We start from the raw sequence: 24,877 nt of genomic DNA on the forward strand, positions 1-24,877 counted from the left end.
TCACCGGTAGGCGGCGGCCTGGAGGCCGTAGAGGTCGGCGTAGAGGCCGCCCCTGGCCATGAGCGCGTCGTGGTCGCCCTGCTCGACGACCTTGCCGTGCTCCAGCACGTAAATGCGGTCGGCGAGGCGGACGCTGGCCAGGCGGTGGGTGATGAGCAGCACCGTGCGGCCGTCGGCGTGGCCGCGGATGCGCTCGAACAGCGCGTGCTCGGCGCGGGCGTCGAGCGCGGCGGTGGGCTCGTCACAGATGAGCAGGTCGGCGTCGCGGTGGAAGCCGCGGGCCACGGCGATGCGCTGCCACTGCCCGCCGGACAGCTCGTGGCCGTCCTTGAACCGGCGGTCGAGCAGGGTGCGGTAGCCGTGCGGCAGCCCGGCGATCACCTCGTCGGCCCCGGCCACCCTCGCCGCCGAGTGCAGGGCCCGCTCGCCCTTGTCGGTGCCCATCGTGATGTTGTAGCGGGCGGTGAGCGGCCAGCGGGTGTGGTCCTGCGCGATGACGGCGGTGCGGGCGCGCAGGGCCTCCGGATCGACCTCGCGCAGGTCGATGTCGTCCCAGTGGACGGACCCAGTGTCGGGCTCGTACAGGCCGGCGAGGATCTTGGACAGGGTGGTCTTGCCCGAGCCGTTCTCGCCGACGAACGCGACGATCTCGCCCCGCTTGATCTCGACGGACACCCCGCGCAACGCCGGCTCCTCCGCGCCGGGGTAGGTGAAGGTCAGGTCGTCGGCGGTGATGCGGTCGAAGCCCTCAGGGGCCGGTTGCGGGCGGGGCGGGACCAGGCGGCCCTCCGCGTCGGCGCAGAAGCGCAGGAAGTCGGTGAAGTAGAGGCCCTGCTCGTACAGCGTGTTGGTGGTGAACAGCAGGCTGGACAGCGAGCCCTGGGCCGACCGGATGGCGAGGACCGCGGTGCCCGCCACGGCCAGCGGGATCGCCCCGACCGCGAGCAGCACGCCGAGCGCGACGTAGACCAGGGCGCTGCCGAGGCCGCCGAGCGCCTGCCCGGCCAGCCGGGTGAAGGTCTGCCGCCTGACCAGCTTGAGCATCTCCTCCTGCTCGGCCCGCGCCACCCGGTCGTAGACGCGCAGCAGGAACGCGCGCATGGTGAAGGCGCGGACCTCGGCCGCGCAGTCGCGGTCGGCCAGCAGACGGCTGATGATGTACTTGCGCCGGCGGGCCGGGACGAGCCCGTTGACCGTGGTGTAGCGCTGGCGGGCGGCGCGGATCGCGGCCCAGGCGTCGGGCAGCACGGCCAGCGGGAGCAGCGGCAGCAGCACCGGGTGCAGCACGCCGAGCACGCCGGCCGCCGCCGCGATGCCGACGAGCGAGGTGACGACGTCGACGGCGGAGGAGACGACGACGCCGACGGTGTTCACGCCGTAGCCCTCGGCGCGTTCGAGCGCGTCGTGGAACTCGGGATCGTCGTAGGCGATCAGCTCGACCTTGCTGGTCAGCCCGTACAGCCGCGTCTCGGCGGCCCGTTCGAGCTGCGGGCCGAGCCGCGCCTCGGCCCATCCGGCGCCCGCCTGCAGCAGCGCGCGGGCCACGGCCGCCGCCCCGACCAGGACCAGGCTGGGCAGGGCGGCCAGCACCCGGTCCGGGGTCGGGCCCTCGCTGAGCAGCGCGGTGAGCGCGCCCGTGGTGGCCAGCAGCCCGAACGCGGTGACGATCCCGCCGAGCAGGCTGAGCGAGACGGTGGACACGGTGTCGCGGGGGCTGGCGGACCAGGCCAGGCGCAGCGCCTCGGCGATGAGCGAGGGCAGCCGCCTGGCCATGGTCAGGAAGCCGACCGCGGCCATGGTGTCGTGGTGGGCGTAGTAGGTGGAGGGCGTGATCTCGCCGAGTTCGAGATCCGGCTCGGGCGCAGGCCGGGGGCTGGGTTCGGGGGGAGCTTCGGGCATGACGTGAGTGTGCCCGTCCGAACCGACAGGCTCGCCGCCGGCGAAGGTCATAACACCGTGATAGGGGCAATCTGACAGGTGCCGAGGCGCGGGAGCGCGCATACCGTGACAGCCACCCCCACCCCTCGGAGGACCCCCATGCCCCGACGCTTACGTCACGTGCTCTCCCTCGTCCTCGGTCTCGCCCTGCTCGCGGTCGCCACCCCGGCCCGCGCGGCCGCCCTGGTCACGGTGCTCCGGTACGACTCCAGCCGGGCGGCCGAATTCGTCTCGGCCGTGGACCAGGCCGCCGCGATCTGGAACTCCAGCGTGTCGAACGTGCGCCTGGTCAAGGGCACGCCCGCGCACTTCACCGTGATCGCCGACAACGGCTGGCCCCGCGCCCTGCCGACCAGCCTCGGCCGCGGCACGGTCTGGATGGGCCGCGAGGCCACCTCCCAGGGCTACAACCCGGTCCGCATCGCCGCCCACGAGATCGGCCACATCCTCGGCCTGCCCGACCGGCGCACCGGCCTGTGCACCGATCTGATGTCGGGCTCCAGCGCGCCCACGAGCTGCACCAACGCGAACCCGAGCGCCGCCGAACGAGCGGCGGTGGACCGGGCCTTCGCCGGCACCGCCGCGCCGCTCGTCGAGTTCGACCGGCTGCACGAGTTCGACCGGTAGCACGCCGACCGCTGAGCCCTCACCCGCAGCGGTAGCCGTCCGGCAGGCGCGTGTCGCCGGCCGGGCGGCTGCCCTGGAAGCCGAAGGACGTGCTCGCGCCCGGCCCCAGCGACCCGTTGTGCGCGGCGTTCCTGGCGGTGACGCTCTGCCCGCTCGCCGTCAGGGTGGCGTTCCACGAGCCGGTCAGCTGGTGGCCGGCGGGCAGCGTGAACGTCACGGCCCAGCCGGTGAGCGCGCTCGTGCCGGTGTTGGTGACGGTGACCTGGACGACGTATCCGTTGCCCCACTGGCTCTGCGTGCTCGCCGTGACCGAGCAGCCGCCCGTCCCTCCGTCGGGGCGGGTGGTCACGGCGACCGTGGCCGAGCGGGGCGAACGGTTGCCCGCCGCGTCCTTCGCGTAGACGGCGAACGTGTACGCGGTGTTCGCGGCGAGCCCGCTCACCGTCGCGGCGGGCGTGGCGGAGGAGGCCACGACCGTCTCGCCCGAGCCCGTCACCCGGACCACGTCGTAGCCGGTCACGCCGACGTCGTCGGTGGCGGCGGCCCAGGTCAGCCGGACCGACGACGAGGTGACGTCGCCGGCCGACGGCGTGCCGGGGGCGGTGGGCGGGGTGGTGTCGCCGGGCGAGCCGTCGTAGGTCAGGCCGAACCCGTACGGGAACAGCGGCGTCTTGCCGTCGCCGTCGTTGATCGGCTGCTGGGAGGCGCTGCTCATCCAGGTCACGGGCAGCTTGCCGGTGGGCTTGACCGCGCCGAACAGCACGTCGGCCACCCCCTGGCCCTCGGTGCCCGGCAGCCAGGCGGCGACCAGCGCGTTCCAGCCGGGGAGCTGGGCGGCGACGTCCAGCGGCCGGCCGCTGACCAGCACGACCACGACCGGGACGCCGGAGGCGCGCAGGGTGGCGAGCGTGGCGAGGTCGGTGCTGTCGAGGCCGAGGGAGCCGGGCCGGTCGCCCTCGCCCTCCGCGTACGGCGTCTCGCCCACGACCGCGACCGCCACCCGGTAGGAGCCGTCGATGCCGCCGCCGTCGCGGCTGTAGGTGACGGTCGTGCCGGAGCCGGCGGCGTTCCTGATGCCCTGGAGGATGGTGGTGCCGGGGGTGATCGCGCCGGCCGAGCCCTGCCAGGAGATCGTCCAGCCGCCGCTCTGCAGCCCGATGTCGTCGGCGCTCCTGCCGGCCACGAAGATCTTGCCGCCGGGCGCGAGCGGCAGCACGTTCCCGCTGTTCTTCAGCACGACCTGCGACTTCGCGACCGCCTCGCGGGCGATGGCGCGGTGCGCGGAGGAGCCGACGGTCGCGGTGTAGGAGCGGTCGGTGAGCGGCTTCTCGAACAGGCCGAGCTCGAACTTCTTGGTGAGGATGCGGCGGACCGCGTCGTCGATCCGCGCGGTGCTCACCCGGCCGGCCTGGACCTCGGCCCGCAGCAGGTCGATGAACTGCCGCCACGAGGTCGGCGCCATCACCATGTCGATGCCGGCGTTGACGGCGGCGCGCACGTCGGAGGCGGAGGCGCCGGGCGCGCCGTCGATCTGGTCGATGCCGTTCCAGTCGGAGACGACGAAGCCGGTGAAGCCCAGCTCGCCCTTGAGCACGGTCGAGACGAGGTACTGGTGGCCGTGCAGCTTGGCGCCGTTCCAGCTGCTGAAGGAGATCATCACCGAGCCGACGCCCTTCTCGACGGCGGCCCGGAACGGCGGCAGGTGGATGGCCCGCAGCTCGGCCTCGGAGAGCTGGGTGTCGCCCTGGTCGACGCCGCCGGTGGTGCCGCCGTCGCCGACGTAGTGCTTGGCGGTGGCGAGGACGGAGGCGGGGCCGTTCAGCGCGGTGCCCTGGAGGCCGGTGATGAACGTCGTCATCTCGGACGGCAGGGCGGGGGTCTCGCCGAACGACTCGTACGTGCGGCCCCACCGGTCGTTGCGCGCCACGCAGAGGCAGGGCGCGAAGTTCCAGTCCACGCCGGTGCCGGAGACCTCCTCGGCCACCGCCCGGCCGATGCGCTGCACCAGCGCGGGGTCGCGGGCGGCGCCGAGGCCGATATTGTGCGGGAAGATCGTGGCGCCTGCGACGTTGTTGTGGCCGTGCACGGCGTCGACGCCGTACAGGATGGGGACGCCGAGCGGGGTGGCGAGGGCGGCGTTCTGGAATCTGTCGTACATGTCGGCCCAGGACGTGGCCGTGTTCGGCGAGGGCGCGGACCCGCCGCCGGACAGCACCGAGCCGAGCCGGTAGGAGGTGACGTCGGCGGCGCTCACAGAGCCGCGCTCGGCCTGCGTCATCTGCCCGATCTTGTCATCCAGCGACATCCGGGACATCAGGTCGCTCACCCGGGTCGGCACCGGCAGCGTCGGATCCTGGTACGGCAGCGCCGCCACCGCGTACGCCCGCGGCCCGCTGTCCGGCGTGCCCGGCACGTTCAGCGTCGCGAGCGCGAGCAGCGTCACCGCCACCCCCGCCGCCCACTTCCCGATCCTGCTTCTCATGACCCTCCACCCCTGGCTGTCGGCACGGTTGGGAGCGCTCCCAAGCGCACTGTAGGTCACCGGCACCAGCGCGCCCATCCACGCCGCCCGCCCCTCCCCCGGCACCAGCGCGAACGCCCCGGAGAAGGTGAAACTTTCACCTGCGCCACCAAGGGGAAACCCCCGCCCGGCGCACGGCCGGACGGGGGTTTCGCAGGGGTTGACCGAGATCAGCCGGTGAAGCCGACCATCGAGTAGTCGTAGGACTTGTAGCCCTTCGCGCCCCAGTTGGCGAGGGTCTTCTTCGCCGCCTGGATGTCGGGACGCTGGTACAGCGGAATCGTGTGCACCATGTCCCAGATGAGCTTGTCCGCGGCGTTGGCCTTGACGATGGCCTGCTCCGGGTCGAGCTCGCTCACGGCCGCCTCGATGGCCTCGTCCAGGGCCGGGTCGCTGCCCTTGGGGAAGTTGCTCTCGGAGCCGGTCTTGTAGATCTGGGACAGGCCGCCGATGGGCAGCGGCGTGCCGATCCAGGAGAACGGCACCAGGTCGAAGTCGCCCTTGATGACGTAGTCCACGAAGAACTTGTCGACCGGGACCGGGCGGATGTTGACCTTGACCCCGGCCTCCTTGAGCATGGCCTGGGTCAGCTCACCCTCGGTCTGCGCGACCGGGGTGCCCGTCGGGATGACGAAGCTCAGTTCGAGCTCCTTGCCGTCCTTCTTGCGGTACTCGCCCTCCTGCTTCCAGCCGGCCTGGTCGAGGAGCTGCTTGGCCTTCTCCAGGTTGTACTTGCCGAGGTCGCCGGAGTTGTCGACGTAGCCCTTGTGGTTGTTCATGAAGACGTGGTTGCCGAGCGTCTGCAGCGGCCAGTCCATGTCCTTGAGGTCGGACTGCGTGATCACGTCACGGTTGATGCCGTACGCGATGGCCTGGCGGACGGTCTTGTCCTTCAGGTTCGCGCTGACGTTGTTGACCGTGATGTGCCGCCAGTTCGGGCTGAGCGCCTTACGGATGTCCACGTTCGGGACCTCCTTGGCGCGCTTCAGCTCGGCCGGGGCGCCGGACGGGATCTCGACGCCGTCGAGCTCGCCGTTGGCGAAGGCGTTGACCTGCGCCTCCGGCGACTCGATGCCACGGAAGATGATCTTGTCGAGCTTGGCCTTCTTGCCCCACCAGTTGTCGTCACGCACCAGCGTGAGCGTCTTGGTGCCCTCGTCGATCTTCTCGACCTTGAACGGGCCCGCCGTGACGGGGATCTTGCCCTTGTAGTCGTTCTCGTACTTGTCCGCGTCCAGGATGTGCTTGGCCGGGTACAGGTGCGGCGAGCGCGAGTACAGGCCCATCCACTCGGGGTAGGGCTTGGAGAAGGTCACGACGGCGACCTTGTCCGTGTCGCCCTTGGTGACCGACTCGATCCGGTCCCAGCCGTCGGTGGAGGCCGGCTTGTACTTCTTGTCCTTGCCGCTGTTGACCTTCCAGGCGGCCTCGAAGTCCTCCCAGGTGATCGGCGTGCCGTCCGACCACTTGGCCTTGTCGTTGATCGTGTACGTGACGACGTGCTTGTCGGCGCTCAGCTCGTTCTTGACGTCGGAGAGGTAGTCCGGGTTGGCCGACCACTGCGCCTGCTCGTCGAACACGATCGGCTGCGGCATGATCACGTCGAGCATGTCCGCCGTGTCGGACTGGTTGCCGTCCACGTGGTTGCCGTTCCACTGCTGCGGCCACTGGCCGACGGCCAGCGTCAGCGTGCCGCCGTCCTTGACCTGCTCGTACGGCACCGCGTTGATGCTGATGGCCGGAGTCTGCGACATCTGCTGCTGAGCCTGCTGCGACTGCTCGGTGCTCGGCTTCTTGGCTTCGCCGCCACCCCCGCCACAAGCCGCGACGGCCAGGGCCAGAACCGCGAGCCCCGCGGTCGCCCGGTAACGAACCTTCACTTTTCCTCCTGATCGTCCGAGGCCGTGATGACCTCGATCTCCTCCGCGTAGTGGCAGGCGGCGCCGTGATCCACGACGTTCGCCAGCCGAGCAACCGAGGGCTCTTCGTCCACACACCGCTGCCGCTCCGCCTCGTTGAGCTGGGTGGCGAACTTGGGACAACGGGTGCGGAACCGGCAACCCGTGGGCGGGTTCGCCGGGCTGGGCAGGTCGCCTTCGAGCAGGATCCGCTTCCGGGTGCGTTCCATCTCGGGGTCCGGAAGCGGGATCGCCGACAGCAGCGCCTGCGTGTAGGGATGCGCGGGGCGGTCGTAGACCTCCTCGACCGTGCCGATCTCGGCGATCTTGCCGAGGTACATCACGGCCACCCGGTCGGCCAGGTGCCTGACCACGGCCAGGTCGTGGGCGACGAAGAGGTACGACAGCCCCAGGGTGTTCTTCAGCTCCTCCAGCAGGTTGATCACACCCGCCTGGATGGAGACGTCGAGTGCCGAGACCGGCTCGTCCAGGACGAGCAGCTTCGGCTCCAGCGCGAGCGCGCGGGCGATGCCGATGCGCTGGCGCTGGCCTCCGGAGAACTGGCTCGGGTAGCGCTCGGCGTGCTCGGGCGACAGCCCGACCAGCTCCAGCAGCTCCGCGACCCGGGCGCGCACGTCCTTGCGGCCGTGGGCGCGCAGCGGCTCGGCGATGATGTCCTGGACCGGCATGCGCGGGTCGAGCGCGGCCATCGGGTCCTGGAAGACGATCTGCACGTCCCGGCGGAGCTCCCGGCGCAGCGCCTTGTCGATCTTGGCGCTGTCCTTGCCGAGCACCACCACCCGGCCGCGCTCCGGCGGCGCGAGCTGCATGATCTGCTGCAGCGTGGTGGTCTTGCCGCAGCCCGACTCGCCGACCAGGGCCAGCGTCTCGCCCTCGGCGATGTCGAGGGTGATGCCGTCCACGGCGTAGACCGTTCCGACCCGGCGCTTGAACACCGCGCCCTTCATGAGCGGGTAGTGCCGGATCATGTCGTCCAGCTCCAGGACCGTCGCGCGCTCGGCGCGCGGCACCCGGACCACCTCGCTCGGCGGGATCACCGGCACGGGGAACACGTCGGCGCCGGTCAGGCCCTTGTGCTCGATCTCGTGCGAGCGGATGCAGGCCACGCTGCGCCCGCCGCCGGGCCCGAACGGGATGAGCGGCGGCTCCTCGTCGTCGCACATGTCCACCCGCATGGGACAACGCGGCGCGAACGGGCAGCCGGGCGGCAGCGACGACGGCGAGGGCGGGTTGCCCTCGATCGGCACCAGCGGCCCCTCCTCGCCGTCGATCCGCGGGATCGAGGCGAGCAGGCCCATCGTGTACGGCATCCGCGGCCGGTAGTAGAGGTCGTCCACCGGCCCCTGCTCGACCGGCCGGCCCGCGTACATGACGAGCACCCGGTCGGCCATGCCGGCGATGACGCCGAGGTCGTGGGTGATCATTACGATGCCCGCGCCGGTCTCCTGCTGCGCGGTCTTCAGCACCTCCAGCACCTGGGCCTGGATGGTGACGTCGAGCGCGGTGGTCGGCTCGTCGCAGATGAGCAGGTCGGGGTCGTTGGCGATGGCCATGGCGATCATCGCGCGCTGCCGCATGCCGCCCGAGAACTCGTGCGGGAACGACTTGGCCCGCACGTCCGGGTGCGGGATGCCGACCAGGTCGAGCAGCTCGACGGCCCGCTTGGCGGCCTTGTCCTTCGGCATCCGCTGGTGGATGCGCACGGCCTCGGCGATCTGGTCGCCGATCGTGTAGACGGGCGTGAACGCCGACAGCGGGTCCTGGAAGATCATGCTGATGGACTTGCCGCGGATCTTGACCAGCTCGTCGTCGTCCATGCCGAGCAGCTCGCGGCCGTGCAGCTTGGCCGAGCCGCTGACGACGGCGTTCGGCGGGAGCAGGCCCATCACCGCGAGCGAGGTCACGGACTTGCCCGAGCCGGACTCGCCGACGATGCCGAGCACCTCGCCGCGCTCGACCTCGTACGACACCCCGCGCACGGCCTGGACGCCGCCGGGGAAGGTGACGGTGAGGTCCTTGACCTCCAAGATGCTCACGAGTTGCTCCCGGGGTCGAGGGCGTCGCGCAGGCCGTCGCCGATGAGGTTCACGCTGAGCACGAGGAGCACCAGCGCGCCCGCCGGGAAGGCGAACAGCCAGGGGTAGCCGGTGGCGTTGCCGGAGCCGGCGGCGATCAGCGTGCCGAGCGAGACGTCCGGTGGCTGGATGCCGAAGCCGAAGAAGGACAGCGCCGCCTCACCGATGATCGCCGAGGAGACGTTGAGCGTCGCGTCGATGATCAGCAGCGAGGACAGGTTGGGCACGATGTGCCGGAAGATGATCTTCCAGCGCGGGATGCCCATGTAGACGGCGGCCAGGACGTACTCGCGCTCGCGCAGCGAGATCGTCATGCTCCGCACCACCCGGGAGGTGATCATCCAGGAGAACGCCGCGAGCAGCACGACGAACCACAGCCACGAGGAGCCCGACTTGAGGCGCGGCGAGATGATGGCGATGATCAGGAAGCTGGGCAGGACGAGGAGCAGGTCCACGCCCCACATGAGGATCCGATCCGCCCATCCGCCGAAATATCCGGCGAACGCGCCGACGATCGCGGCCAGCCCGGTCGAGATCAGCGCCACCAGGAGGCCGATCACGATCGACTTCTGCATGCCGCGCAGCGTGATCGCGTACATGTCCTGGCCGATCGAGGTGGTGCCCCACCAGTGGTCGCCGTCGGGCGGCGACAGGAAGGCCAGGAAGTCCTTCTCCGTCCAGGCGTACGCGCCGAAGTACGGGCCGATGTAGGCGACCAGCACCAGCAGCAGCAGGGCGATGGAGCCGTAGCGGGCCTGCCGGTTGGCCACCAGCCGCCGCAGGACGACCTTGGTACGCATCTCAGCTCACCCGCACCCTCGGGTCGAGCGCCGCCACCAGCAGGTCCGACAGGAAGGCGGCGAACAGGACACAGATCGCGGTGAAGAAGGTCACCGCGGCGACGGAGTTGACGTCCTGGGCGTTGATCGAGTCGACCAGCCAGGCGCCCATGCCGTGCCAGGCGAAGATCTTCTCGGTGAAGGTCGCTCCCGTGAACATCGTCCCGAACGCGAACGCGAAGTACGTCGCGGACGGGATCAGCGCGGTGCGCAGCGCGTGCTTGGTGAGCGCCGTCCTGCGGCGCAGGCCCTTGGCCCGCGCGGTGCGGACGAAGTCCTGGCCGAGCACGTCGAGCATCATGTTGCGCTGGATGCGGCTGTAGAAGGCGATCGAGCCGAGGCTCAGCGAGATCGTCGGCAGGATCAGGTGGTTCAGCCGGTTGAGGAACTGGTCCCAGCCCGACAGCTGCGGGTTGTACTCACCGGTGTACTCGATGAGCGTGAACCCGAGCCCGCGGTTCAGGTTGTACGTCGCGATCGCGAGCAGCGTCGCCAGCACGAAGACGGGGATCGCCAGCACCACGAACGAGGAGACGCCTATTAACCGGTCGGTGGCCTTGTACTGCTTGACCGCCGAGATGGCTCCCAGCCCGATGCCGATCGCGAAGCCGAGCAGCGTGCCGATCAGCAGCAGCCGGAGGCTGACGAAGATCCGCCGGCCCATCTCGTCGTTGACCGAGCCGCCGTTCCAGGTCTTGCCGAAGTCCCCCTGCACGACGCCCGTGGCCCAGGTCGCGTAGCGCTGGAGCACGGGAACCTTGTCGTTGAGGTTGTACATGTCGAGCGTGGCGTCGATCGTCGCTTCGGGGATCGGAGGCTGGCGGCCCTGGTACGCGGCCCGAGGGCTCATCGTGCTGGCGGCGAGCATGTACGCGAGACTGGCCGCCACGGCGACCAGGATCACGTTTATCGCCAACCTGCGTAGCAGGTACTTGCCCATTACTCTCCGTTCGCGCTGACGGGGGGCGCACCTCGGGGTGGAGAGGCGCCTCCGCAACGTAAAGCCGTCCGCGATCGGGAAATGACACTGACCGTGCAGACGGCGATCAAGGCGCAGAATATGGCCAAAAATATAACAGTCAGAAACTAGGTCACATAACGGTCAGATCACCAACAATAGATCGTGACAGTCCTTGGACACTCGCTCCACACCCCGTGCGACCTGCGGAAACGTCGGCCTTTTAGGCGCGCCAAAGGGCGTCCGGCATGAGTTGTGTCACAGAATCCGGACATGAATTGGCGGGCCGCCTAAGTGATCCACGCGAGGGCCCACGGCCGGCGATTGTGATCCCGCCCGTGCCGCCCTTCACGGGGCCCGGCTCCTCCCGTGGGCGGCGGGCCGTCCAGATAGGGTCTTTGGTCCCTACCTGGCATCCCAGGCGGGGCGGCACGATGGAGGGGTGATGTGTAACGCGATGGGCGGTTCCGGATGACGGCGGCACGCGATCTCAAGGAACTGTCCGAGGCCGAGGCCCTGCGACGGCTGGCGTCCGTGCCGTTCGGCCGGGTCGTCTTCACCCTGCACGCGCTCCCCGCGGTCCGCCCGGTGAACCACGTCGTGGCCGACGGCCGGGTGGTCATCCGCACCAACCCCGGCACGGTGCTGAGCAAGGAGGTCGCGCCCGCCGCGGCCGTGGTCGCGTTCGAGGCCGACGACCTGGACCCGTACGAGCGGGTGGGCTGGAGCGTGATCGTCACCGGCATCGCCAGGCCGGTGACCGACCCCGAGGAGGCGGAGCGGTTCAAGGAGCTGCTCCAGCCGTGGGTGCGGGGCGGCATGGACCAGGTGATCAGCATCCAGCCGGAGATCGTCAACGGCTTCGAGCTGGTCCCGCTCGACGACGCCTCCTGAGACGACGCCTCCTGAAAGGCGCCCGCCCCGCCGTCGCGGCGGGGCCAAGGTCCCGTCCCTGGCGGGACGAAAGTCCCTGGCCGCGTGATCATCCCCGGTCAGAGGGTGGTAGCACCAACCGAACGCGATCAACGCGAAGAAGGTGCTCGCCCATGAGGCACAGGCCCATCGCCCTCGACCCCGCCGACGTGCAGATCAAGATCCGCGGCGGGGTCCGGCCCGGTGACGTCAGGCGCGCCAGGCAGACCGTCGCCGAGCTGTCCCGGCTCGCGCACGAGCCGGTGCTCGGCGCGAAGGTCACGCTCGCCGCCGCGCCCGGCCCCGAGGAGCGCCGCACGGCGGAGGCCGTGCTGGACGTCCAGGGACGGCTCATCAGGGCCAGGGCCGGCGCGGCCTCCACCCGCGCCGCCATCCACCTGCTCGGCGACCGGCTGCGTACGCGGCTGCTGGCGAGCACCCGCGACTGGGAGAACCGCCGGGGACGCCACCACCACGACAAGCCCCGGGCCGGCCGGAGCGCCGGGGAGCCGCGGATCGTCCGGGTCCTGTCGCCGGTGCGCGCCGACCCGGACGAGGCGGTCGTGGAGATGGACCAGCTCGACCACGACTTCCTGCTCTTCGTCGACCCGGTGACCGGCGGGGACTGCCTCGTCCACCGGACCGGCGGCGGCTACCGGCTGGTGCGCCTCGATCCGCGGCCCGAGCTGCCGCCGCCGACCTGCGCGGCCGTCTCGGTCGCCACGGAGGCCGCGCCCCGCCTGAGCATCGCGGCCGCCGTCGAGCGGCTGGAGCTGGGCGGCTTCCCGTACGTGTTCTTCGCGGACGCCGGCAGCGGCGCCGGCCAGGTGGTCCACCGCCGGGCGGACGGCGCGTACGGCCTGGTCACCACCCTGCGCTGACCCCGGACAGCAGTGATGCCCGGCCCCTTCGAGGGGCCGGGCACCGGTGGGGCGGGGCGTCACTTGAGCCATTCGTGCTCGCGGACGATCCGCAGGTTGCCGAGGCCGAGGGTGGTTCCGGCGTCGGCGAGGGCCAGGCCGGCCAGGACGATCGCGTAGATGATGTGCTCGTCCATGAACGGGTTGGTGGTGAGGGGCAGTTCGGCGGCCCACATCAGGGCCATCATCAGGGCGCCGGCGACGGCGGCGATCCGCATGCCGACCCCGAGGACGAGCGCGGCGCCGACGCCGAGCAGGCCGAGCATGAACAGCCAGTCCACCCAGACCTGTCCGGCCAGCGCGGTGAACAGGCCGCCGAGGGCGTTCTCACCGGTGCCCTTGAGGAAGCCGGTGGTGGGGCTGCCGCCGTTGATCCAGGCCTTGGCCGCCGGGGTGGCGAAGCCCCAGCCGAAGGTCTTGTCCAGGAAGGCCCACAGGAAGACCCAGCCGAGGGCGACGCGGGCGGCGGCCCAGACGTACTGGACGGGGTTCTTGGCGGGGGTGTCGGTGGTGGCGACGATTTCGGGGTGGACGGTGCGGGGGTGGAAGATGGTCGCCATCGTGGGCTCCTCTGGGGATCCGGCTTGCGGTCCGGTGTCGCTCTGACACCTCTATGACACCGTTTCCGCCGCCGGGATCGCAGAGCACTAGGGCCCGAAGCCCGCGGGACCTTGGGCAGGGACCTTGGTCACGCCGGCATCCACGTGCCGCCCGCGACGTCGATGGTGAGCCCGGTCAGCCAGGACGAGGCGTCGGAGGCCAGGAAGGCCGTCACGTGGGCCACGTCGAGCGGCGTGCCGAGCCGCCCGAGGGGGTGCCCGGCCAGCAGGCGCCGTACGTGCTCCTCCGGCAGGCGTCCGGCCAGCCGCTCGGTCATGATCGTCGACGGCGACACGCAGTTGACCCGGACCCCGGCCGGGCCGAGCTCGTGGGCGAGCTGCCGGGTGAGCGCGATCACGCCGGCCTTCGCGGCCGTGTACGCGACCGAGGCCCCCGTCGGCAGGCGGGCGGCCAGCGACGCCATGGTGACGATCGAGCCGGCCCGGCGCTCGCGCATGCCCGGCAGGACGCTCTTGAGCACGAGGAACGTCGAGGTCAGGTTGGCGTCCACGGTGGCGTGCCAGTCGTCCTCGCTCAGCCGGTCGAGCGGCACGGGCCGCCCGGTGCCGCCCCCGGCGAAGGCCGCCAGCACGTCCACCGGTCCGAGCCGCCGCTCGACCTCGGCGCGCATGGCCTCGACGGCGGCGAAGTCGGTGCCGTCGGCGGGCACCCCGATGGCGGCGTCCCCGAGGTCCTCGACGACGGCGGCGATGGCGGCGGGGTCGCGGCCGTTGACGGCGACGCGCATGCCCTGATCGGCCAGGAGCCTGGCGGTGCCTCCGCCGATGCCGCCGGACCCGCCGGTGACCAGGGCCACCTTGCCCCTTAAATCCGGATAAATCACGATTTCTCCCCTTCCGACGGCGACGGCCAGGACTCCACCATGTCCCGGAAGCGTGCGGCGGTCATCGGACGGGGGGAGACGACCGGCCTACTCCCGCCGTCGTACCAAGGGGCGTACCAGGGGGCGTACCAGGGGGCGTCTCAACGCGAGCCGGCCGCCGCCTCAGGCAGCTTGTACGCCCGCCGTGCCGTACCGCCGAACACCTCGGCCCGCTCGCCCTCCGTCAGCCCCGCACACAGCTCCTCGGCGGCCTCGGCCACCTGCGCGTACTCGGCGGCCAGCAGGCACACCGGCCAGTCGGAGCCGAACATCACCCGCTCCGGCCCGAACGCCTCCAGCACCACCTCCGCGTACGGCCGCAGGTCACCCACCCGCCAGCCCGCCCAGTCGGCCTCGGTCACCATCCCGGACAGCTTGCAGTACACGTTGGGCAGCGCGGCCAGCTCCCGTACCCGGCTCCGCCACGGCTCCAGCTCGCCCGAGGCGATCGGCGGCTTCGACAGATGGTCCAGCACGAACGTCAGCCCCGGGAGCGCCCGTACGGTGTCGATGGCGGCCGGAAGCTGGTGCGGCAGCGTGAGCAGGTCGTAGGCGAGCCCGGCGTCCTCGACGGCGGCGAGGCCCCGCCGCACGTCCGGCCGGCTGAGCCAGGCGGGGTCCGGCTCCGACTGCACCCCGTGCCGCACCCCCACCAGCCCCGGCGGCAGCGCGGCCAGCGTCCCGGCCACGTCGTCCGCGGTCAGGTCCACCCATCCGACCACCCCCGCCACCAGCTTCGACGCGGCGGCCAAGCCGAGGAACTCACGCGTCTCGTCCAGGTCGGCCAGCACCTGCACGAGCACCGTCCGGCTCACTCCCGCGGCGGCGGCGGGCCCGGCCAGGTCGTCGAGGGTGAACGTCCGCCGCACGGGGGCCATGGGCTCCGGGTCGAGCCAGTCGTGCGGACGGGCGGCCAGGTCCCATACGTGGTGATGTGCGTCGATGCGGTCCATGAGCGGCAACGTAACAGACATCCCATGTTCGGCGCCTTGGGCCGAGAAAAACAGAGGGCGTGATCATCATGATCACGCCCTCTGGGGGGCCGAAGCCCCTGAGTAGTCTTCGCCGCCCTCGACGGCAATTTCATGCTACCTCAATCACGCTGTGTGCGACACCCTTATGCTTTCAGTAATCGACTGGCGCTCAGTCCAGCCAGTTCCCCCCATTCGTACCTTCGAGGTCGCAGCATGCCAATCACGCCTTATGGGCGCGACTCCGCCTCCCCCTACTCCCGCCATATCGCCGCTCGTCTCCAGGACTTCTGCAACCAGAGGGCACCCTGGACACTCCGCTTGTGGGACGTCAGCGTGTTCCTCTCTCTGGAGGAGCTGCACGAGGCGGGCGGCTGGGTGGAGCGGCGGGTGCTGTCGCAGTCGGCGCTCGACTGGCAGCGGCACGAGCTGGAGCGGACGCTCGGCGACGACCCGGCGCTCGGCACGAAGGTCTTCCGCCGCCAGCTCCAGGAATGCCTGCGTACGACGTTGACGGTGGCGAGCGACGGCCGCAGGAAGCTGCGTCACCTGATCGACGTCGGCCGCCCCGGCTATCTCGACCGCTGGGCGGCGTGCGTCGCGGGGACGGACCCGCCCCCGCCGGAGAAGGTCGCCCGCGCGGTCGCCTCCCATCTGCTCGACAGCGGCCACAGCATGGACGGCCTCGGCCGCTGGCTCCACGAAGGCAGGCTCAGGCTGTCGGCCGTGGACCTGATCGCCGAGGCCGCGGCCCTGCTGGCCCGTCCACCGACGTCCTGGAAGGTCGTCGTGCCCTTCGCCGACCTGCACGGCCGGGAGCTGACCGCCGGTCTCCCCCACTGGATCGGTCGGCGCGAGGCGGCCGACCTCCTGGCCGAGACGGGGACGAAGCCCGCCGCTCCGATCACCGGCGCCCTCTCCTACGAGGTCGAGGCGCGGGACGCAGAACGCGCCCTGGAGATCGTTTCAGACATCGTCGAACGGCTCCAGGCCCGCGCCCGCTTCGCCTCCACCGGTTCGGTGTCACCTTTCAACACCGCCGTCGTGCTCGACCAGCGCCGGGCGATGCCCCTGCGGATGCCCGCGCGCGGCGCGCGGGTCCTGTCCCTGGCGGCCGAACGTCAGCTCTACGTGGTCGGCGCGGAGCCGCAGCGCTTCGACGACCGGCGACGCAGTGCGGTGGACGACGCGCTGGAGCTCGCCTCGGCGCTCAACCACGGCCCGCTAGCTCCGGCCGTCGCCGGAGGGTGGAGCGCTCTGGAGTCGTTGCTGACCGAGGCCCGGGATCCTGACGAGCGCGAACGGGTCGTCGCCGCCGGCCGCGCCGCCGCGCTGGTGGCGTGCTCCTGGCCGCGAGCCGAGCTGACCGCGCTCTCCCACCGCGTCCGGCCCGTGAGCGACGGCGACCTGGCCGAGCGCCTGGACCTCTGCGGCTCCAACCGCGAACGCGCCATCCTGATCGCCGCCGAGCTGGTTCAGGGCCGTTCCCTGCCGTTGGAACGTTCCTGGCGCCGGCGGAGCGACATCGCGGCGGTCACCAGGATGCACGCGCTCCTGGCCGACCCCGCACAGGTGCTCGGCAGGGTACGCCGCTACGTCGAGGTCACGCTGCGCCGCCTCTATCGCAGCCGCAACATCGTCCTGCACGGCGGCTCGACGGGCGGGGTCGCGTTGCAGCCGGCCCTCCGCGTCGCTGCACCACTCGTGGGCGCAGCGCTCGACCGGCTGGCACACGCCGACCTCGTCGCGGGGGTGCCGCCCCTGGTCCTCGCCTCGCGGGCCGAGACGGCCCTGCACATGGTGGGCGACCAGATGGGCCCGGCCCTTTGCGACCTCATCGAATGATTCCCCACGAGCAACCGTGAAGCGACGACTGTCTCGCCGATCTCTGAGACAGGGCGATCAGCGTTCGGACAGGACGCGGGCGAGGGCGGTCAAGGTCTCCGGGGGCGTGCCTGGGGGCGGGGAGACGCGTAGGACGGGCTCGGTGAGGTCGAGTGGGGCTCTCGCCGTCGGGACCACGGATACGAGGAGGCCCGCGCGGGCGGCGCGGGCTCTGGCGGCCGCCGCCGAGTCCCCGGGCGGCGGGCGGAGGGTGACGAGGGCGGAGGGCTCGTCGAGTGGTTCGCGTACGCGCCAGCCGCCCGCGCCGTCGAGCGTCCGGCGGGTGGTCCGGCCCAGGTGGGCCAGGTGGGCGTGGACGGCGGCGGGGCCGAGTGCCAGGTGCTCGCGTACGGCTTCCCCGAGACCGACGCGTGCCGCCATCGCCGCCTCCGCGCCCTCGTAGCGGACGGCCCCCGGCAGCGGGACGCCGTCGGCGTGGCCGTGGAGGGCGGGGAAAGGGGCGTCCATGGCGGGCGTGAGGCCGGGGACGATCAGGAAGCCGACGCCGCGCGGGCCCGCGAGCCACTTGCGGGACGTGCCGACGTACGCGGTGGCGCCGGCGCCGGTGACGTCCACGTGGCCGAACGACTGGCAGGCGTCGAGCACCAGCGGGACCCCGGCGGCCCGGCACAGCGCGCCGATCGCGGCGGCGGGCTGTACGACGCCGTGGTGGGAGGCGATGTGGGGCACGGTGACCAGGCTCAGGCCCGCCGACAGGCGCTCGCGCAGGCCGTCCAGGTCCGCCCGGCCGTCGGCGTCGGCGGGCAGCTCGACGAGGGTCCATGCGCGGTCGGCGGCGAGGCGGCGCAGGAGCATGAGGGTGCTGCCGTACTCGGTGCGGAGGTGGCCGACGCGGCTGCCCGGAGGCAGCCGCCAGCCGCCGAGCAGCGCGGCCATGGCGACGGTCCCGCTCTCGGCGAAGGCGACGTCATCAGGGCCCGCACCCGGCACCGCGCCCACCACCGCGCCCGGCACCGCATCCGGCACCGCATCCGGCACCGCATCCGGCGCCACGCCAGCCACCGCACCCGGCACTACCCCCGGTACCGCGCCCGGCACCGCGCCCGCCACCGTGCCGAGGGCCGCGCCGGTCAAGGCTGCCAGGGCCGTGCGGGTGTCCGTGAGGTCTGGTTCCGCTGGGTAGCCGCCGCGTTCCCGTTCCAGGTGGAGGTGGCCGATGACGGCGTCGAGCGTACGGTCGCCGGGCACGTTGCAGCCGGCCGCGTCGAGGTGCCCGGGCGGCAGGACGGCGCGGGCCGCCCGCCACGCCGCGCCCGGGCAGGCCGTACCGGTGGTGGGCGGCGAGGTCATGCCTGGGCGAGGAGCAGGGCGAAGTCGCCGGCCGGGTCGGTGTGGAAGCGGCGCACCGTGAAACCGGCGGCGGCCAGCTCGGCCCGCAGCCCGGCCGGCCGGAACTTGGCGCTGATCTCGGTACGCAGCTCCTCGCCCTCCGCGAAGTCCACGGTCAGGTCGAGCGCGGCGATGGGGACGCGCATCGCGCGGGTGGCGCGCAGGCGCATCTCGATCCACTGGTGGCGCTCGTCGTACAGGGCGACGTGGGCGAAGGCGTCGGGGTCGAAGGCGGCGTCCAGCTCGCGGTTGAGCACCCGCAGGACGTTGCGGTTGAAGGCGGCGGTCACCCCGGCCGCGTCGTCGTAGGCCGCGACCAGCCGGTCCCGGTCCTTCACCAGGTCCGCGCCCAGCAGGAACGTGTCGCCCGGCCGCAGGTTGCCGCGCAGCTCCTTGAGGAAGGCGCGGCGGGCGTCCGGGCCGAGGTTGCCGATGGTGCCGCCGAGGAAGGCGACCATCCGGCGGCCGGTACGCGGCAGCAGCGAGAGGTGACGTTCGAAGTCGGCGCACACCGCCCGTACGACGAGCCCGGGACAGCGGGCGGCCAGCCGCCGGGCGGCGGCGAGGAGGGTGACGGCGTCCACGTCCACCGGTGTGTACGTACGCAACGTGCCCGCCTCGCGGAGCGCGTCGAGGAGCAGCACGGTCTTCTCGCTGGTGCCCGAGCCGAGCTCGACCAGGGTGTCCGCGCCGCTCGCCGCCGCCAGCCCGGCCGCCTCGGCGCCGAGTATGGCCAGCTCGCGGCGGGTCGGGTAGTACTCGGGCAGCCGGGTGATCCGGGTGAACAGCTCGCTGCCCGCCTCGTCGTAGAACCATTTCGGCGGCAACCACTTGGGCGTGGCGGCCAGGCCGGCGCGGACGTCCTGTTCGAGTGCCAGGCGCAGGTAGTCGCGGTCGAGGTGGTTGATCAGCTGGACGGTGGACTGGTGGCTGACGGGCACGAGGTCTCCCCAGGCGTGAGCGGAAGTCAGAGCGGCTGGACGCGCAGTCCGTCGGCGGTGGCGAGCAGCAGGCTCCGGTCGGGCACGGCCTGCCAGCCGGGGCCGTCGCAGAGCGGCTCGCTGGCCACCAGGACGCCGTCCGGGTGCGGCCGGTGGAAGAGCGTGTCACCCCAGGCGGTCGCGGCGAGGGTGACGCCGTCGCAGGCGAGCAGGTTGAGGCGGGCCACGGGGTCCTTGGCGGCGGCGCTGGTCACGACCTCGGCCAGCGCCTCCCCCAGCGCGTTGGCTGTGGCGGGGGCCGGTGTGGGGCTGCAGTCGGCGCGGAGGCGGCGGAAGACGGCCGCTGCCAGCCAGGCGCTGTCGCAGGCGCTCTCCGCCCCCTCGGCGAGGTCGCGGAGAGCGTCCCGCTCGACCCGCCCGTTGTGGCTGAGCAACCAGCGCCCCTCCGTGAACGGCGCGGTGGCGCTCTCCTCGACCGGCATGCCGACCGTGGCACACCGTACGGCCGCCAGCAGGCACCCGGACCGGGCGACCCGGGCGAGCCCCGGCAGGTTGGCGTCGGCCCACATGGGGATCGAGCGGCGGTAGCGGATCGGCTCGGGAGTGGCGAGGCCGGGGTCGTACCAGCCCATGCCGAAGCCGTCGGCGTTGACCGTCCCGTGGCGCTGCCGCCGCGGCGCGTACGACTGCCTGAGCAGTCCGTGCTCGGGCTCGTGGATCAGCTCGGCGAGCGTGCGGGGAGCGCCGAGCCAGGCGGCGTGCCGGCACATCAGCGCTCCTCCGGCGACGCGGTACGCGCGCAGCGGAAGCCGGTGAAGATCTGCCGCCGGATCGGATAGTCCCAGTTCCTGAACGTGGTGCGGACGGCGGCCGGGTCGGCCGCCCACGACCCGCCGCGCAGCACCCGGTACTCGCGGCCGAAGAACACCTCGCTGTACTCCCGGTAGGGGAAGGCGCGGAAGCCGGGATAGCCGTCGAACCAGGTGGCGGTCCACTCCCACACGTCGCCGACCATCTGCTCGGCCCCGTACGGGCTGGCGCCGCCCGGATAGGCGCCGAGCGGCGCGGGCCGGGCCGCCCGGTGGCCGAGGTTGGCCAGCTCGGGCGTCGGGTCCTGCTCGCCCCACGGGTACGGGCGGGCCCGCCCGGCGGCGGCGTCCCAGCCGCAGGCCTTCTCCCATTCGGCCTCGGTGGGCAGCCGTTTGCCCGCCCATCGGGCGTAGGCGTCGGCCTCGTACCAGCAGACGTGCTGCACGGGCTCGTCCATCGGCACCGGCTCGGTCCGCCCGAAGCGGGTACGCCACCACGTGCCGCCCTCCCTGGTCCAGAACAGCGGCCCGAACACGCCGTTCTCCTGCCGCCACCTCCAGCCCTCCGGCGTCCACCAGCGGGCGTCGTGGTAACCGCCGTCCTCGATGAACGCGGCGTAGGCGGCGTTGCCGACGGGCAGCCGGTCGATCCAGTACGCGGGCAGGTCCACCCGGTGGGCGGGCCGCTCGTTGTCGTACGCCCAGGGCAGGCTGTCGGTGCCCATGAGGAACTCCCCCGCCGGCACGTACACCTCCTCGGGCCCCGCAGAGAGGCCGGGCGGCAGGTCCCCGTCGCGGACCACGCCCGGCCGGCCGGCGAGCTGGAGCGTGGCCAGCATCGTCTCGTCGTGCTGGTGCTCGTGCTGGATGACCAGCCCGAACACGAACCCGTCGCGGCGCAGCGGGCTCGGGTCGGCGAGGTCCACCGCGTCGAGGACGTCGAGCACCCGGCCGCGTACGCCGCCGATGTAGTCGCGGGCCTCCGCCGGACCCAGGAACGGCAGGGACGGGCGGTCCCTGCGCGGGGTCTTGAACGCGTCGTAGATGTCGTCGATCTCGGGACGCAAGGGGGTGATCCCGGCGGCCGCCCGCAGCACCCACAGCTCCTCGTAGTTGCCGACGTGCGCGAGGTCCCACACCAGGGGGGACATGAGGGGCGAGTGCTGGCGGACGAGCAGGTCGTCCTCGGCGGCGGTGTAGGCGAGCGACCGGTCGCGCACCGCGGTGAGCTGGGCGGCGATGCGTTCCTTGAGGTCGGTCATGCGTCCTTCCCTTCGGTCAGCCAGGCCGGCGGGTGGCCCGGTCCTCGTGTCACCGTCTCGATCAGGTCGGCGGCGGGCGAGCGGCCCCGGCTCACGTGCCGGTCGGCGAACGCCGCCACCTCGCCGGTCAGTACGGGGCCCGCGCCGAGGCGGGGCAGCGCCTCCAGCGCGGCGCGGAAGCACGCCTCGGCGGCGCGGGCCAGCCGGGGCACAGCGAGGCCGTGGCGGGCGGCCTCGCTCCAGAGGTCGCGGCACGGCTCGGCGGCCTGGAGCGCGGCGTCGGCGGCCCGGTCGTCCGTGATCAGCGCGTACGTGACCGCCACGCACACCGGCCAGACGTCCGGCCGCTGGGCGTCGAGGTAGCGCAGCTCCAGCCAGCCGCGAGGCCGGACCGGCGGGAACACGGTGGTGGCGTGGTAGGCCAGGTCGCCGAGGGTGGGCGGCCGGCCTGGCGCACCGGGGCGGCCGGCGAGCCAGTCGCGGAAGGTGACGCCGCCGCGGGCCGGGCGGCAGCGGTCCGGGCCGTCCCGTACCAGCATGAGGCGGGCGTCGAGCAGGTAGCCCGCCCAGTCCTCGGCGGGGTCGGCGGTGGCGGGGACGGGGGCCGTACGGGTGGGGTCGAGGCGTTCCCAGACGGCCTGCCGGCCGGACATCCAGCCGCAGGGGCGGCCTCCGGCGAGCGGGGAGTTGGCGAAGGCGGCGACGAGCACGGGGCCGAGCAGGTGCGCCCGCTCCCACCGCACGCCGGGCCGCTCCCCCAGGTCCAGGTTGACCTGCACGGAGGCGGTCGAGCACATCATCAGCGGGCCGTACGGGCCGCCGAGGAACTCGGCCATCGCGTCGTAGCGCGGCAGGCGGAGCTGGCGGCGGGGCTGGCGTACCGGATCGAGGCCCACTCCGGCCGGGGCGAGGCCGGCGCCGGCGAGCGCCCGGCGGGCCAGGCCGAGGTCGCCGGCCATCGCGGTGACGGCCTCCGCCAGCGGGGCCGCGGGCCCGGAGAGTTCGAGCTGGCCGCCGGGCTCGAACGTCACCCGGCTTCCGCCGGGCAGCGGAGGCAGGGCCCGCGCGATCTCGTCGATGGGGACGTGCCGCTCAGGCGCGGCCCGGTCGTGGACGAGGAACTCCAGCTCGACCCCCACGCGCCCGCCCCCGCCGCCGTCCCGGGCGGGCTCACGGAAGCAGTCGCGGGCGAACTCGGCCACTGCTTCGAAAGACGCCGGGTCCCCGGGCAGGTCCGCCGGCAGGGGCGCGGGCATGGGTGCGGGCAGGGGCGGGATCGCGGGCGGACGTGAGCGTGCGGCGGGCCTGGCGGTCATCGGGCTCCCCTCGCATGGCGCATGGAGCTACAGACCCGCGAGCCGCGCGAACGTTACAGACGACCTTCCGGAAATCTCAGGACGAACGGTTCCGGGAGTCTCAGGACGACGGGCGCCGGGCCTTGAAGGCCGCCATTAACCGGTCGCGGACGGGCCGCGAGAGCTGCTCCCGCGGCTGGTCGGCGACGGCGCGCACGGTGGCGCGGTGCTGGTCGAGGTAGCGGCCACAGTCGGCGCAGCAGGCGAGATGGCCCTCTACGGCGGCGCGGTCCTGCTCGTCGAGCGCGTCGTCGAGGTAGGCGGTGACGACTTCCACCAGTTCGCCGCACGTGAACCGCTTCACGACGCTGCCCGCCTTACCCTCTGTGCCCATGAACCGTTTCACCTATTCTGCCGCCATCACCGACCGGAAGTAGCCCTCCAGCCGGTCCCGGACCACTGACCGGGCACGGTGCAGCAGCACCCGCTGGTTGGCCGGTGAGATGTCCAGGATGTCGCAAACCTCCTCGGACGTGCACCCCTCCACGTCGCGCAGAGTGATCACGATGCGCTGCCGGGGCGGCAGTTCGGCCAGCGCCTCGGCGATGAGGCCGCGTACCTCGGCGGCGAGCGCCTGGTTCTCCGGCGTCGGCCAGGCCGCCGGAGGCACCTTCCAGCTCCCCGGCAGGCCGGTGTCCAAGGCGTGGAAGCGCGACGGGTCCACGCCCGGCCCGCCGTCGGATTCGAGCGCGCTCCACGGCAGCGTACGGCTCTCCCGCAGGCCGCGCTTCTTCGCGGCGTTGACCAGGATCCGGTAGACCCACGTACGCACCGACGAGCGGCCCTCGAAGTCGTCGATCGCGCCGATCACCGCCAGCCAGGTGTCCTGCACGACCTCCTCGGCCGAGTCGTCGGTCGAGACGTAGGATCTGGCGACCCGCAGCATGCCCCGCGACCAGGTGTCGAGCAACGCGGCGAACATCGCCTCGTCGCCCGCCCGCAGGGCCGTGACGATGACGTGGTCCGGGGGCAGCGCGCCGCCCGCGAAAGACGCCACGATCGTTTCCTCCCCGCTCCGACGCTCTTCGTCATCATCACATCCGGCGGCCGAAGATCGCACCGAGGGGTCGCTCAGCCGGTGGTGGCCAGCAGGGACGTGACGTCGAGAGGGCTCTTGAGATAGCCGTGCTTCTCCAGGACGTCGGCCACCTGCTGCAGCCGGCCGGGGTCGGCGGCCGTGGGGAAGGTCCCGACCGACACCCGCGCGACGGCCTGCGGCGAGAGCTTGGTGTACGTCGGCAGCACCGCCTCGACCTCCTTGCGGTCGGCGGCCACCCGCTGCGCCCTGGCCAACGCCCGCTGGAAGGCGGCGAGGGTGCGCGGGTTCTCCGTCCGCCACTTCTCTGTGACCATCCACCCGCTGGTCGGCCAGCCCCGGAGGCGGCCGGGCACGGGGTCGGTCAGCCGGCGCAGGCCCTCCGGGCCGCTGAGGAACGGCTCCCCCGCCCAGGCCGCGTCCACGTCCCCGGACTTCAGCCGCCCGCTCATCTCGGGGAAGGGCACCTCGGCGAACCGGACGTCATGCGCGTCCAGCCCCGCGTCCTTCAGCATGCGCTGGACGGTCAGCGTGGCGAGCCCGTTGAGGTTGTTGACCGCGACGGTCCTGCCCTTGAGCTTCCGTACGGACGTGATCGGGGAGTCCGAGGGGACCACGAGCCCGTAGCTGTCCTCGGCCGCCTCCGCCATGACCCCGGCGAGCTGGAGCGACTTGCCCGCGGCGTCGGCCATGAACGTGGTGACGTAGTCGGTCTGCGCGACGTCGAGGCCGCCCGTCTCCAGCGTCGGCACCGCCATGCCGCTGCCGGTGGCCCCCACGGCGCGTACGGACAGCCCCTCCTCCGCGAAATAGCCCTTGCGCAGGGCGATGAAGAACGGCGCGGCGTCGGCCAGCGGCACGAAGCCCACCCGGATCTCCGCCTTCTCCGGCGCCGGCCTCGGCTCGGGGGACGGCGGCGGGGCGTCGGCGCCCCCGCAGGCGACGGCCGACAGGCCGGACAACACCAGGACGGCCAGGACGCGAGCGAACCGCTTCGGCATGTGCCTCTCCTCACTGTGCGGCGACGGACAGGAGAGCGTATCGAAAAATGATCATGTACGACCTGTCGGCGAGCGG

21 protein-coding genes are annotated in these 24,877 nt (G+C 72.3%); 4 read left to right on the top strand and 17 right to left on the bottom strand.

Features of this window, described 5'->3' with window-relative positions; genetic code table 11:
* Positions 1-1,899 (bottom strand): ABC transporter ATP-binding protein, encoded by a 1,899-nt coding sequence (locus ABD292_RS01145; RefSeq protein WP_344204532.1) that lies wholly within the window; start codon positions 1,897-1,899, stop codon positions 1-3.
* 159 nt (positions 1,900-2,058) lie between these two features.
* On the opposite strand from ABD292_RS01145, the gene ABD292_RS01150 reads away from it, so the two are divergent.
* Complete coding sequence (locus ABD292_RS01150) at positions 2,059-2,565, top strand: snapalysin family zinc-dependent metalloprotease (RefSeq protein WP_344204533.1); 507 nt, start codon at positions 2,059-2,061, stop codon at positions 2,563-2,565.
* A 19-nt stretch (positions 2,566-2,584) separates the two neighbouring features.
* Here ABD292_RS01150 and ABD292_RS01155 read toward each other — a convergent pair whose 3' ends face one another.
* The 5 genes from ABD292_RS01155 to ABD292_RS01175 all read right to left on the bottom strand — a co-directional run bounded on the left by ABD292_RS01155 (position 2,585) and on the right by ABD292_RS01175 (position 10,859).
* On the bottom strand, positions 2,585-5,047 hold the full coding sequence (locus ABD292_RS01155; RefSeq protein ID WP_344204534.1) for a glycoside hydrolase family 3 N-terminal domain-containing protein: 2,463 nt from the start codon (positions 5,045-5,047) through the stop codon (positions 2,585-2,587).
* A gap of 209 nt (positions 5,048-5,256) precedes the next feature.
* Positions 5,257-6,966, bottom strand: coding sequence for an ABC transporter family substrate-binding protein (locus ABD292_RS01160; protein ID WP_344204536.1), 1,710 nt, complete (start codon positions 6,964-6,966; stop codon positions 5,257-5,259).
* Complete coding sequence (locus ABD292_RS01165; RefSeq protein WP_344204537.1) at positions 6,963-9,041, bottom strand: dipeptide ABC transporter ATP-binding protein; 2,079 nt, start codon at positions 9,039-9,041, stop codon at positions 6,963-6,965. The genes ABD292_RS01160 and ABD292_RS01165 overlap by 4 nt, the downstream gene beginning before the upstream one ends.
* Positions 9,038-9,880 (bottom strand): ABC transporter permease, encoded by an 843-nt coding sequence (locus ABD292_RS01170; protein ID WP_344204539.1) that lies wholly within the window; start codon positions 9,878-9,880, stop codon positions 9,038-9,040. Before ABD292_RS01170 ends, ABD292_RS01165 begins: the two co-directional genes overlap by 4 nt.
* 1 nt (position 9,881) lies before the next feature.
* Positions 9,882-10,859 (bottom strand): ABC transporter permease, encoded by a 978-nt coding sequence (locus ABD292_RS01175; protein ID WP_344204540.1) that lies wholly within the window; start codon positions 10,857-10,859, stop codon positions 9,882-9,884.
* A gap of 489 nt (positions 10,860-11,348) precedes the next feature.
* On the opposite strand from ABD292_RS01175, the gene ABD292_RS01180 reads away from it, so the two are divergent.
* Together ABD292_RS01180 and ABD292_RS01185 are read left to right on the top strand one after the other, a co-directional pair.
* Positions 11,349-11,771 (top strand): pyridoxamine 5'-phosphate oxidase family protein, encoded by a 423-nt coding sequence (locus ABD292_RS01180; protein WP_344204542.1) that lies wholly within the window; start codon positions 11,349-11,351, stop codon positions 11,769-11,771.
* A gap of 152 nt (positions 11,772-11,923) precedes the next feature.
* On the top strand, positions 11,924-12,670 hold the full coding sequence (locus ABD292_RS01185) for a sigma 54 modulation/S30EA ribosomal C-terminal domain-containing protein (protein WP_344204543.1): 747 nt from the start codon (positions 11,924-11,926) through the stop codon (positions 12,668-12,670).
* 59 nt (positions 12,671-12,729) lie between these two features.
* On the opposite strand, the gene ABD292_RS01190 is transcribed toward ABD292_RS01185, so the two are convergent.
* The 3 genes from ABD292_RS01190 to ABD292_RS01200 form a co-directional block, all read right to left on the bottom strand.
* On the bottom strand, positions 12,730-13,269 hold the full coding sequence (locus ABD292_RS01190; protein ID WP_344204544.1) for a hypothetical protein: 540 nt from the start codon (positions 13,267-13,269) through the stop codon (positions 12,730-12,732).
* Positions 13,270-13,397: 128 nt separating this feature from the next.
* Positions 13,398-14,153 (bottom strand): SDR family NAD(P)-dependent oxidoreductase, encoded by a 756-nt coding sequence (locus ABD292_RS01195; RefSeq protein WP_344204546.1) that lies wholly within the window; start codon positions 14,151-14,153, stop codon positions 13,398-13,400.
* A 140-nt stretch (positions 14,154-14,293) separates the two neighbouring features.
* Entirely contained in the window at positions 14,294-15,145 is an 852-nt protein-coding gene (locus ABD292_RS01200) for an amidohydrolase family protein (protein WP_344204547.1), read from the bottom strand.
* 354 nt (positions 15,146-15,499) lie between these two features.
* Between ABD292_RS01200 and ABD292_RS01205 the strand changes: the two genes are divergently transcribed.
* Positions 15,500-17,008: a hypothetical protein gene (locus ABD292_RS01205; RefSeq protein WP_344204548.1), complete on the top strand. Its 1,509-nt coding sequence runs from the start codon at positions 15,500-15,502 to the stop codon at positions 17,006-17,008.
* Positions 17,009-17,065: 57 nt separating this feature from the next.
* On the opposite strand, the gene ABD292_RS01210 is transcribed toward ABD292_RS01205, so the two are convergent.
* From ABD292_RS01210 to ABD292_RS01245, 8 genes are all read right to left on the bottom strand, one after another.
* A complete protein-coding gene (locus ABD292_RS01210) occupies positions 17,066-18,358 on the bottom strand; it encodes an aminotransferase class V-fold PLP-dependent enzyme (protein ID WP_344204549.1) in 1,293 nt (430 codons plus the stop codon).
* Entirely contained in the window at positions 18,355-19,338 is a 984-nt protein-coding gene (gene egtD / locus ABD292_RS01215; protein ID WP_425564949.1) for an L-histidine N(alpha)-methyltransferase, read from the bottom strand. Before egtD ends, ABD292_RS01210 begins: the two co-directional genes overlap by 4 nt.
* A gap of 26 nt (positions 19,339-19,364) precedes the next feature.
* On the bottom strand, positions 19,365-20,108 hold the full coding sequence (gene egtC / locus ABD292_RS01220; RefSeq protein ID WP_344204550.1) for an ergothioneine biosynthesis protein EgtC: 744 nt from the start codon (positions 20,106-20,108) through the stop codon (positions 19,365-19,367).
* Positions 20,108-21,409 carry an ergothioneine biosynthesis protein EgtB gene (gene egtB, locus ABD292_RS01225; RefSeq protein WP_344204551.1) on the bottom strand — a complete coding sequence of 434 codons (1,302 nt, stop codon included), beginning with the start codon at positions 21,407-21,409 and terminating at the stop codon, positions 20,108-20,110. The genes egtC and egtB overlap by 1 nt, the downstream gene beginning before the upstream one ends.
* Complete coding sequence (egtA, locus tag ABD292_RS01230) at positions 21,406-22,665, bottom strand: ergothioneine biosynthesis glutamate--cysteine ligase EgtA (RefSeq protein ID WP_371249333.1); 1,260 nt, start codon at positions 22,663-22,665, stop codon at positions 21,406-21,408. The genes egtB and egtA overlap by 4 nt, the downstream gene beginning before the upstream one ends.
* A gap of 160 nt (positions 22,666-22,825) precedes the next feature.
* A complete protein-coding gene (locus tag ABD292_RS01235; RefSeq protein ID WP_344204553.1) occupies positions 22,826-23,098 on the bottom strand; it encodes an anti-sigma factor family protein in 273 nt (90 codons plus the stop codon).
* A 12-nt stretch (positions 23,099-23,110) separates the two neighbouring features.
* Positions 23,111-23,761 (bottom strand): RNA polymerase sigma factor, encoded by a 651-nt coding sequence (locus ABD292_RS01240; protein ID WP_344204554.1) that lies wholly within the window; start codon positions 23,759-23,761, stop codon positions 23,111-23,113.
* A gap of 74 nt (positions 23,762-23,835) precedes the next feature.
* A complete protein-coding gene (locus ABD292_RS01245; RefSeq protein WP_344204555.1) occupies positions 23,836-24,801 on the bottom strand; it encodes an ABC transporter substrate-binding protein in 966 nt (321 codons plus the stop codon).
* Positions 24,802-24,877 lie beyond the last annotated feature (76 nt).

The organism is Nonomuraea bangladeshensis (assembly GCF_039529455.1).
Lineage (GTDB): Bacteria > Actinomycetota > Actinomycetes > Streptosporangiales > Streptosporangiaceae > Nonomuraea > Nonomuraea bangladeshensis.